This window comes from Komarekiella delphini-convector SJRDD-AB1 (assembly GCF_014831675.1).
Taxonomy (GTDB): domain Bacteria; phylum Cyanobacteriota; class Cyanobacteriia; order Cyanobacteriales; family Nostocaceae; genus Komarekiella.
The window spans coordinates 1-11,009 of record NZ_VJXY01000094.1 but is presented as its reverse complement, the minus strand read 5'-3'; the positions used below and the strand labels follow the sequence as shown (position 1 = coordinate 11,009).

The following is an 11,009-nucleotide window of genomic DNA, read 5'->3' as shown; positions in this document are numbered from 1 at the left end:
GTCAGTAAGCTTTGTACAATTTCCATATGGCTATCGAGTCGGTGCTTGTTTGTTCTAATCAGCACCTTAATGGTTCGATAGTTTTCTTGTCTATTCCCTCAACTCAAAATTGTCCGGAGTATTGAGTATGGCATGTACCAGTAGACAAGGAAGCATAAGATGTCCCTGTATTAGCTTCTGCTATTAAAACGACATTACCATTAGAATCTTCTACCCAGCCTTGTGCTTCTACAATTTGTAAAGCGTTATTATCTGGGAACAACTTTGATTTACTTAGATTTTCGGTAGCTTGAATTGGAACGGAATCCCTCTGCCAACCAGAGTTGCTATACAGCTTTTCATCAGGACTAGCTGGTAGACCCCCTTTGCCAGTGATCACAAATCTACTTGCTATTGCGCCTGAACCTCCCTGACAAGCAGAAGCGATTTTTGGAGTCTCTACAACTACTTCTGGCGTTGCCTTAGTGCGGTTGGGATCTTTGTTAAAAACGTTAATTTCTACTGTGCCGTTGATGCCTCGTTCTGAACTTGCTGTGATTTTGCTGTCAGGGGAGAAAAACAGTCCTTTGGTATTAATTAGGATGTTACCGCCTATTCCCTCAAAGGCGTTGGCTGTAATACTGCTGTTTTTGGAACCAATGAGAATGTTGGTATTGATAGTAACATTACCACCGTCGCCGTTGCCACCCGCAGTTGCACTGATGGCGCTGTCATTACGCAACTGTAAATTCTGTGCATTCATGAAAATATTGCCGCTTCTACCAGAAGCCGTAGCTGCGGTAATAGAGCTTTTCTTGTCTAAAGAGATAAGATTACCGTTAATCGTGATCGTTCCACCCTCGCCTGTTCCCAGGTTTCTGCCGCTGATAATACCATCATACATACGCAAGTTTTTAGTATTAAATACTACTTCTCCTGAAGAACCACTTGCTACTGAAGGAGCTCCAGATATTTTTTGGGTTTCTTGATCTGCGTTGACAACAGCTGAACTGACTCTGCCACTTTTTAACTCAACATCATCTGCATTAATGATGACATTTCCAGCAGAGCCGCTCCCTACACTAGAAGTATTAAGCGTTGACGAGTCCGAGACTGTTAGGCTTGGAGTATTTATTGTTAAGTTGCCAGCGTTTCCTGCGTTAAAAGTTGTAGAAGTTATACGGCTTTGAAGGCGAACTTCTGGAGAATTAATTAATTCTGCTGTGTTGGTTACTTCTATAGATTTAGCTGCATTTACAGTTACATCCCCTGCTTTCCCCTTACCAAGAGTTTGAGAAGTTATTCCTCCCCCATTACGAGCCTCCAGGTGACCTGTTGAGATGGTAACATCTCCTGCATTACCAGAAGCTAAGGTAAGACTAGTGATGCCGCTGGTAGTTAAAGGATTAAAGGAAGAAAAATCAAGTAACTGCGTAGACTCAGGGGCATTAACAATTATATTTCCCCCTCTACCATTACTGTAAGCTCTACTGCTGATTCCTGCTCCTTCTTGAATAAGTAATTTGGGAGCAAAAATATTTATGTTTCCTGCGCTTCCAGAGCCAGTAGATTCAGTTTGCAAGAGACTAGTGAATCTGCCATCATTTAATGAAATCCCGCGCAATGTTATCAAGTTGGTAGCGCTGACATTGATACTGCCTGATGGTTGTGTGCCTTGATTTTGGATTAAAAACGCTGCACCATCACTGAAAGAGATATTCTTGCCTTTAACTGTAACAGAGCCACCAAGATTTCCACTGGCATCGACCAACGCCTGTTGAGATAGGTTAACATTTCCAAAACGTTGTACGTCTTGATAGTTCAGAGAAATACCTTGAGAGACAAGAGTAAAATTAACTGTCCCATCAGCAACAGCACCTAACTCAATTCGACCTCCTTCTGCTGTTAGATTTGCGCCCTCTAAGCTGAGGCTACTTCCTAGCAAAGCTAGAGTTTTGCCCGGTTGAACTGCAAGACCAGTTTTATCAGTATTTCTAACAGATGGTGTTCTTCTTGAGCTTGGAGTAGTTAAGCCTCTATCTGTACCCTGAGCTAAAATTACACCTGAATTGCTACCAACTTGTAGTCCCAACGGTGTGGTAACAGTAAGTAGTGGTTGGGCTTGGGGATTCTTTGCACTAAACTCAGAGCCATCGACAAATCTAACAGCATTTGCAGTACTGGCAACAAATGAACCACCCGTATTCAATTGAGCATTTTGCCCAAAGATAATTCCATTGGGATTAATAAGAAATAAGTTAGCCGTACCATTAGTTTTAAGGATGCCATCAATATTAGAAATTGACTTACCTGTCACTCGGCTAAAAATGTTCTGAATGCTTGTTGCATTTTTAAAAATAACTGTGCTGTTTTGAGGAATAGAAAACTGATCAAAGCTATGAAATAAGTTTCCACCCTTTATAGTCCCACCTTCAATGTTAATGCTATTACCTTGTGGTGTAGCTATGGAATTAGTAGGTAACGTTTTGTCAGGCGTGACCTGTGCAGTAACGGGGAAAGAAGTTACTAGTAAAGATAAGACGCTACCTTGAAGACTCCGAAATGAAATAATACTTGCTTTCAAGTTATATACCTTTTAGTATTTGTAACTGATGCTTAAAGAGTTAGCGAGCAGGGATAAATTCTAATCAAAAACTCTAGATGTCTACTACTCCCAAACGTAGTACAACCCGCTTAGCTTTCGTTGCATCATATGCTATTCCTCTGTGCATTACTTGTGAGTTATCCCAGAATATGACGTCTCCTTTTTGCCAAACATGAGAATAAATTGGTGTATGTGCCAGAACAGTTTGAAACAAATTCTCCATAAAAAGTTTTGCTTGTTCTGGTTTATCCTCCATGCCCACGGGTATTGCACTATCAATACCGAGGTATAATCCCTTTCTAACAGTAACTTTGTGAGTCGACACAACAGGATGGATCTTTGTAGGAACGTCAACTGCTTCTCTAGAAAAGCCGGGGGCTTTATGAGCTATTAATACTTTTTCTAATTGCTGTTGTTGCTGATAGTCCAAATTGTTATATGCTTCTATCAAGTCAACAAATTGAGTAGTATGGGGCTGTCCATGTACATCTGATGCAGGTACTTCTACCGCATAAAGCATTACAACATAGAGAGCATTCATATCTAACCCCTCTATGCGCGGAAGACCGTCTTTATCTTGATGCCATTTCCAGGCAAACTTTTCCAATGGTTCTGTTTCCCCTTTTGGATTGCCCAGGGCGAATACATGCTGACTTTGCAAGTCTGGACTAATATCGGGGTCTAATGCCCTAGAACCACCAAACATAAAATTACCGAAAGTCTGCTTGGCAAATTCTTCCAATTCTGATGCGGTAAGATTTTGTTGTCTGACGACGATAACACCGTGTTCCCACAGAGATTGTTTAATTTCTTGTCTCTGCTGATCTATAAGTTTGGTTAGATTGCAACCTTGTAATACTTCAACCCCAAGCCTTGACTGATAGTGCATTTGTTTCTGCTGCTTGTTTAAAGTCATTTGAAAATGGCTTTTTCTAAGTTGCTACCATCCGTGATCGCCACAACTATAATTGCATCTCTGGGCCACAATAACCACCCTCGCAACACCTATCCGGTTTAAATGTGCATCGCGTTTTAAGTGTTGAACATAAATAAAAGGTGTTGAAGTTAGCATTATTCCGTAACTACAAGTTAAGAAGAGTAGGCTTTTGCCTCTGCCTGTATGCTGCCGCGCTAGTACTCTGTAAGCGATATTGGTACTTCGGCTTGGCAATCCTCGAAATGCCAGCAATGTGTTTTATATAACTCATAAGATTGTCTAAACTTAGGAAGCCAAGAACACGGAAAACACAAAAAAACAGCCATTGAGTTTCGCCAAAAATGCAAAATCTTTTTTGAGAAATAAAATACATTATAGAAGCCACGGGAATAAATCTTCTATGATTATCGGTAACTTGTATGTGGAACTTAGGATTAAAGTATTGAATCTAACCATTTTGTTCATACAAAAAGCTGATGTAAAAGGGGTTGATTAAATAACAACGATGTGCATTCGGAGACGGAGAGAAAAAAGTAGTCTTGCGTCCTTATTATCTCTGACAAAATAATCAAATAGTCTCAAATGCTGGGTTTGAAAGATTCGGATTTAAGGTAGACATCACGTTACTCTACGGCAAGCCTTTATGATCTACGCGGGAGCAACTACAGCAATTTCTGTACAATTCCAGAGTTTGCAGCAATATCTCAATCTCACCCAATCTAATGATCGACAAATCCCCCAAAAACTCAACATTTTCCTGGCTAAATTTGAGCCTACTAATACTGCTATTCGTTACCACAACTAGACCCCTACATGCACAGAGTATAGATACAGCACAACTACCAAACCTGCCGCCGCCACAGGATATCCAGCCCCACACACCTACACCACAACCATCACCCGAACTACCACAACCACTCCCCCCACCACCAGAACTACTAGAGCCATCACAACTGACTCCCACACCAGAAGAATTAATCCCTAGCAAACCGATAGGAGTAGTTACAGTTAAACGCTTTGAGATTATCGGTAGCACAATTTTTAGGCAGGAAGAGTTAGCCAAGTCGGTGTCCGACTTTCTCAATCGACCCCTGACACTAGACGATTTGAAACAAGCCCGTTCTCGAATCACCGACCTGTATATCAATAAGGGTTACATCACCTCTGGTGCTTACATACCGCCCCAAGAGATCCAGTTCGGTGTAGTAAGAATCCAGATAGTAGAAAATAGGTTGCAAGATATCCAAATTATTGGACTTCGCCGACTTTCTCTGAGCTATATACGCGATCGCCTCAAAGCAGGGACAACAGGTATATTCAACCAAAAGCTTTTGCTAGAAGCCTTGCAATTGTTACAACTAGACCCTTTGATTGAAAGAGTATACGCTGATTTATCGCCTGGAGACAGACTCAATAGCCCAGTACTAACAGTAAACATAGAAGAAGTAAACACTTTCAACGCGCAAATCACATTAGACAATGGGCGATCGCCGTCCGTAGGAAGTTTCCGCCGCCGCCTGCAAGTGACTGAGGCGAACCTACTCGGATTGGGAGATAGTCTAGGTCTAGGCTATACTAATACCGATGGTAGCAACTCCTTTGATGTGGACTATACACTGCCAATCAATCCTCAAGACGGGACAATATCTTTCAACTACGGTACTACGTCGAGCGATGTGATCGAAAGGCCATTCAATGCCCTAGATATCCAATCTGATTCCCGATACTACGAATTGACATATCGCCAGCCATTGATAAAAACTCCCAGACAAGAATTAGCCCTTGGGTTAACAGCCTCCAGACGGGAAAGTGAAATATCTTCTCTGCTATTTCAAGAAGAATTTGGACTTCCCCCGAATGAACTCTCACCAGGAGCAGATGAACAAGGACGCACCAGGGTATCAGCACTGAGATTTTTTCAAGAATGGACGAGTCGCAATAACCGCCAAGTCCTTGCAGTGCGATCGCAGTTCAGCCTCGGACTGGGTGCATTCGATGCCACGATAAATTCAGATAGACCAGATAGCCGCTTCTTCTCATGGCAAGGGCAAGCGCAGTTGGTACGCCTGCTGTCCCCTGAAACCATAGCGTTAGTTCGTCTGAATACGCAACTAGCGACTACTACACTCGTGCCTTTTGAGCAATTTAGCGTGAGTGGGCAGGAGAGCGTACGGGGCTATCGCCAGGATTTCCTGCTGGCCGATAATGGCGTGTTCGCTTCAGCTGAAATACAAGTACCCATTCTGCGTGCTAGTGGTACGTTGCAGGTGATTCCCTTTGCAGACTCGGGAATGGGTGGAATTCTGGTACAGAAAATCCCGACTCGAATACTCTGGCTTCTGTAGGACTGGGGTTGCAGTGGCGTGGGGGCGATAGTTTCAGTGCTCGGCTGGATTGGGGGATTCCTTTGGTAGATGTGGATTCGGATGGAAGAACTTGGCAGGAGAATGGGGTGTATTTTTCTGTGATCTATAACGCTTTTTGATGTCTATATTGTTCGTAGCTGTTCATTGTTTAAGGACTTTTCCCTTAGAGTTGCACTGAGCGCAAGGTTGCCACTTGTATCCACCACGTTCGTTATCACAAACAATTAAGCGTCCATCACCCCAGCAGCTAAGACAAGGAATCCAGGAGGTATCTTGAGATTGTTGATTAACCATTTATATCTAACTAGTGCTTAAGTTTTTGCTAAGTATATATTCTCTTATCAACGATGATTATGGATAAGATGCTAATAACAATTAGACTATTAGGTGAAATTATCAGTATAGCCTAAATAAGATGAAAGCTCTGAGCAATAGCTTTTGTATTTTTGGGCACATAAAGCTTTGAGAAAAGCCGTTTATGCTCTTGCTAAACCAATAAAAACGAGCTTTCTACTAAAAGATAGATACTGTTTACTATTTTTTAAGATATAACAAAAGTGAAAGAGCCAGGACAGAATCCTGGCTCCATATCCAAAGTATATGACAAGGCAAATAGTAGCAAAGGTATATTGCTAGCACAAGAGATATAAAACAAGATTTGTTGTTGACTCTTGTGCTTTGATTTTCGTAAGTAAAAACTTTCGAGATTTAGAGTAAGTTTTATATTTAGTTGATATATGGTATGGAGTGATTATTCGCTAAAATAAACAGCGTTGCACAATCATTGTCGGAAAATTGTACAACGCCTAACTAGATACTTTGTTTGTAAACTACAAAGAGATTAGTAGTTAGAGCTAAATGATTTAGCTAAATAAGTAACATGACCGATGGCATATATGTTGACATAGCCTTCAATTAGCTTGTCAAATCCAGAGAAATCGCTGAAGTTATCATAGCCACCAGAGATTGAAGCAGTATCGCTCAGGTCATTAAGAAAGCTTTCGGAATCTTGAAACAATTGAGAACCAGTAAGTTTTAATTCAGAAAGAGTGATATTAGCCATGATTAACTCCTGAAAGAATAGTTTTGCAAGCAGTTAAGTTTTCCTTAGCTGTTAATGCAATTTTTATTGAAGAGAATTAGAAAAATCAAGATTAAAAGTTGGTTGAAATAGACACAAAGAAGTAAGTTATGTCTAGTTGAGAATTTTAGTTTAAATATAGTAATCCTAACTTCAGTTGACAAAAAGAATTTAACTAACAAGGTCAGTCTTAAGGCTGAGAGTTGAATGAGCCCTAAGATTGAAAGTAAATTACCTCTCAAGGTACATGAAAAATAAAGATTCTTTGCTAATAAGAGTTATTTAATAATTTTAAGAGAGCATGAATAATTATGAAAGCAGGAAACGGAGATTTTGAGCATGCTGGATTTTAAACGAATAAATGATTGCTATCAGCTAATACCAGTGATTTGATCACTATAATTTCAAAACTGAATTCCTGCCGGGACTCTATTGCCATTTCTTCCGAAGTCAAACTTGAGAGTCAAAGACTTAATTCCAGAAGTTTGGTGAATGGAATTAATTAAAAACAATTGTATTTAAAAAAGTAATTATTAAAAATGAAGATGTGAGGTAAATACATTTAATGTATTTACCTATTTTTCACCCAGAAAAGTGATATTGCTCTTAAAATTGCTAAGTCCGTTACCATGAACGGACTTTTTTTAAGTAAATTCTTATTTTTTGTATTTGTTAACTGGATGCTGCCTGATACTAGTTTTTTCTGAAACCAAATCAGGATAAACGTTTCAGCCATCAAGTGGCGGCAAATGACAGCCTCGCTGATTTCACCCCTTCTGACTTCTGACTTTCTTGGTCAAAGTTTACCTGCCTCACCAAGCGGAACTGTGCACATTACAATACTGGCAGTAGAGTCGAAAGGAGAAAGAAATGCAACCCCTACTGTGCATTAGGCTCCAAGATGGTGTAAGAAGTACTGCTGAGGTACTCCATTGGCATGTGGGGATTATTCAACAATGCAGAGATGATAGTATAAAGAGAGGTATACAATATTAGTACAAAAGGTCAAGAAAGAAGGCGTAACTAAAATGGCTTTGACGCTTTTGCGTTACAATTTCAATCTATTTGGCAGAAATTCTCTAAAACTCAGACTAGGAAAGGCTTAGAAACAAAGGTATGATTTTTATTTACGTAGATGATATTAGTAGTGAATGATGAATAAAAAGTGGGCTGTCAAACGACTCACAGTAAATCTCACCTCAAGTGAAGCACAAAAGCTTGAAGACTACTGTGCTCATACAGGAAGACCATCAACCGATGTGATTAGAGAGTTAGTGCGTTCTCTTCCAGTAGACGAGGAGAAAGTAGCTGAAATTGCCGACTCCTCTGAACTTGCGGGATTAGGTAGTAGTCAAAAATCGAAAAATTGATTTAAACGTAGCTATTGATAGCAGTACGTTTCGGAATTGTTTCAACAAGAGAATCAAGTCAAGCCAGTAAACTACATTTTGGTAAAATTTACTAGTAAAATGCAGTACCTCTAGACCTGAACACCAAATTTGAACACCAAATTCATGGAGATAGTGTGACACAAAGAGGAACAATGAGCTTGAAGAACACATTCGTCAGAATAAGTCAGTGGGAGATTTAGACCCCCGCTGATAGTGTAGCGTTAGCAAGTTAAGGAGCGTCTTGAAGACTACCAAATCTACGATTTTGGGGGGTTTAAACTCGTCTACTCAGACGCTCTCTACGAGACGCCGCGCTTTGCGTGGCGCTATCCGCCAGTGGTAGAGAATTCATACGCTCATTCTGACGACTGAGGCATGTATTCTATTGTGATAATTCGAGAATTGCTCTTGTTTCTGGAAGCTGACAATTTGAAAGTAAATAATATTTAGTTTTCCTCTTAAAAAAGAGAGTTAGCTGAGACGAAAAATTGGTAATTCAATACAAAGGTACTATTAATCGGAGTAAGTTGAGTCGGGCAAAGAGCGAATCAGCTCTTGAATCACATCCGTTAGTGCTTTTCCTGTCTGGTTGCAATACTGTTCAAGTATCTTGATTTCATTTTCTGACAAGTCGAGATGAATTTGCTTGAGAGTCAATTTATCGGTTACTTTCACGTCTCACCCACCAAGTGTAGTATGGTATTTGCTTTTATGCCTGACAGAGCCTAGAAAGCTTGGGTTATAGCTTTGATTGCATATCAGGTTTTCAAGCGTAACGTTTGCCAATCGGTACTAGTCTTTTGTAATATACTACCAAAGTGGTATAGTTAATACTGTAGAATCAGTATTAAAGCATTAAAATAATATTAAAAAGTTGACTTAATGATTAGAATATCTTGTTAAAGATTTTAATAGGAGTAACCACTCATATCCAATTACAGCAGAATTGTGGAGTCAGTATCAAAATACTAAAGCAGTCTTCGCTCTGGTTAAGCCAAGAGGTGTGCTTGGAGAGATAAATAATTCCTCTTTACTCCCCCAGCCTAAGAGCAGCTTTACGAGAGCGCCATTTAAGACATAAAATGAATCAAATAGCTGGGGTTAAGTTTAATTATGTTGACACATAAGTATGTATTATATTAAATGTTTCTACCAGACAATTTTTTGGTTATTTATTGGCATCAGAGGTAGCTAATTTATTAAACTTAATTGCAGCGATACGGTTTTTTAAAACTGACATATTAGTTGGATCAAGGCGAAAGTTAAAAAGCATAACCTCGGAAGAGAGAAAACTGTACTGACGTACATAGCTCTCAGCAAGTCTAGAAGTACAAACTGCATCTGCCTTCTTTAAAAGGTGGTCATCTTGCTGAAGGTGTTTCAAAGGTAAAGTTTGAAAGTTAATATGTGAAATTCCAGATTGTTGTAGTACTTGCTTCATCATTTGACAATCAGCTTCTTCTTGACAAATAAGTAGCATTAAAGCATGACGTGATAAAGATGAAATTTTTGTCAGGAGTTGTAAGTCTGGCTTGAGGCTAATAGCAATAACTTCCTGTTGGGAGGCAGTTAGTTTGCTGACTTCCCATTGATGCTGTACTGTGGTAATTATTAGGTCAGCAGCGAGGATTTTTTTTAATAACTTTGATTGGTTAGTCTTGAAATCTTTTAAACTAAGAAATGACAAAGAAAGTTTTATTTCCGATTGAATAACTTCATATATATCTGTACCAAGTGATGAGTTTTCTATAAATACTAACTCTAAAGGGGAAGATGTGTGCTGATTCAACATAGCGGCTTGTGTGTAAGCCGCAGTACTAAACTCCGATGGAGATAATCCAAGTCTTTTCGCAGCGTTGAAGGATTGATGTAGTAGATTGTAAACTTCTTGGTGAAGAATATTCTGTGTAACTTTAGTGTAGGCGACAAAAGTTCCTTTACCTTTTTTTGCCACTAGATAACCGGATTTAATTAAATGATTATAAACTGCTGCAACGGTATTATGATTGACTTTTAAATGTTGAGCTAATTGAGTAATAGTTGGTAAAGTATCACCTGGTTGCAAATATCCTGAACTGATTAATAGCTTAATCTGTTCAACGATTTGAGTATTAATTTTGATTGCTGCTTGGATTTCAATAGAAATAGTAAACAGGATTGAATGAGGCATAAGTATAATTAATATACAAAATCAATTCTCTCAACTTTTAAGGAGTATTTAATTATTATTTAAAATTAGTGTAAATTCGTAATTTAATTTAAACCTTTAAAAAATATAATCTTTTGATTATTAGCTCAATTTGATTACTAATAATATTTTTGAGAGCAGACAGAGATTTTTTCAGGTATAGAGTTAATGATTTATTAAAGCAATATTTTGTAATTAGCTAGCACTGTCTTTCATTATGAAAAGTAATAATAACAAGAGATTGAAGATGTGTATTAAGGAATTGCTCCTCGTCTTACCAAGATTTAAGGAAGATGCCTTTTGGACTTATTGCGGGTTTGTGCCTTAGCACTTATATCAATACTCCGGACAATTTTGAGTTGAGGGAATAGACAAGAAAACTATCGAACCATTAAGGTGCTGATTAGAACAAACAAGCACCGACTCGATAGCCATATGGAAATTGTACAAAGCTTACTGACC

General features: G+C 39.0%; 7 protein-coding genes. 2 read left to right on the top strand and 5 right to left on the bottom strand.

All coding sequences use genetic code 11. From position 1 onward, the window contains the following. Positions 1–103 precede the first annotated feature (103 nt). On the bottom strand, positions 104–2,563 hold the full coding sequence (locus FNW02_RS35920; RefSeq protein ID WP_191762259.1) for a two-partner secretion domain-containing protein: 2,460 nt from the start codon (positions 2,561–2,563) through the stop codon (positions 104–106). A 73-nt stretch (positions 2,564–2,636) separates the two neighbouring features. Beyond that, the gene (locus FNW02_RS35915; RefSeq protein ID WP_191762258.1) at positions 2,637–3,500 is read right to left on the bottom strand and encodes a TauD/TfdA dioxygenase family protein; all 864 of its coding nucleotides are present in this window, start codon (positions 3,498–3,500) and stop codon (positions 2,637–2,639) included. Between the two features lie 743 nt (positions 3,501–4,243). On the opposite strand from FNW02_RS35915, the gene FNW02_RS35910 reads away from it, so the two are divergent. Next, positions 4,244–5,866, top strand: coding sequence for a ShlB/FhaC/HecB family hemolysin secretion/activation protein (locus FNW02_RS35910; protein WP_348535507.1), 1,623 nt, complete (start codon positions 4,244–4,246; stop codon positions 5,864–5,866). An 862-nt stretch (positions 5,867–6,728) separates the two neighbouring features. Here the strand turns inward: FNW02_RS35910 and FNW02_RS35900 are convergent. Further along, positions 6,729–6,950: a hypothetical protein gene (locus FNW02_RS35900; RefSeq protein ID WP_191762257.1), complete on the bottom strand. Its 222-nt coding sequence runs from the start codon at positions 6,948–6,950 to the stop codon at positions 6,729–6,731. 1,169 nt (positions 6,951–8,119) lie between these two features. Here FNW02_RS35900 and FNW02_RS35895 point away from each other — a divergent pair. After that, positions 8,120–8,338, top strand: coding sequence for a CopG family transcriptional regulator (locus tag FNW02_RS35895; protein ID WP_191762256.1), 219 nt, complete (start codon positions 8,120–8,122; stop codon positions 8,336–8,338). 534 nt (positions 8,339–8,872) lie between these two features. Here the strand turns inward: FNW02_RS35895 and FNW02_RS35890 are convergent. Both FNW02_RS35890 and FNW02_RS35885 read right to left on the bottom strand, forming a co-directional pair. Then, positions 8,873–9,034, bottom strand: coding sequence for a CopG family transcriptional regulator (locus FNW02_RS35890; protein WP_191762255.1), 162 nt, complete (start codon positions 9,032–9,034; stop codon positions 8,873–8,875). 493 nt (positions 9,035–9,527) lie between these two features. Then, complete coding sequence (locus tag FNW02_RS35885) at positions 9,528–10,529, bottom strand: GntR family transcriptional regulator (RefSeq protein WP_191762254.1); 1,002 nt, start codon at positions 10,527–10,529, stop codon at positions 9,528–9,530. Positions 10,530–11,009: the final 480 nt, after the last annotated feature.

Excerpts from the sequence above, each read along its gene's own strand:
- FNW02_RS35915 (WP_191762258.1), bottom strand. The coding sequence starts at position 3,500 with ATGACTTTAAACAAGCAGCAGAAACAAATGCACTATCAGTCAAGGCTT.
- FNW02_RS35910 (WP_348535507.1), top strand. The coding sequence starts at position 4,244 with ATGATCGACAAATCCCCCAAAAACTCAACATTTTCCTGGCTAAATTTG.
- FNW02_RS35900 (WP_191762257.1), bottom strand. The coding sequence starts at position 6,950 with ATGGCTAATATCACTCTTTCTGAATTAAAACTTACTGGTTCTCAATTG.
- FNW02_RS35895 (WP_191762256.1), top strand. The coding sequence starts at position 8,120 with ATGATGAATAAAAAGTGGGCTGTCAAACGACTCACAGTAAATCTCACC.
- FNW02_RS35885 (WP_191762254.1), bottom strand. The coding sequence starts at position 10,529 with ATGCCTCATTCAATCCTGTTTACTATTTCTATTGAAATCCAAGCAGCA.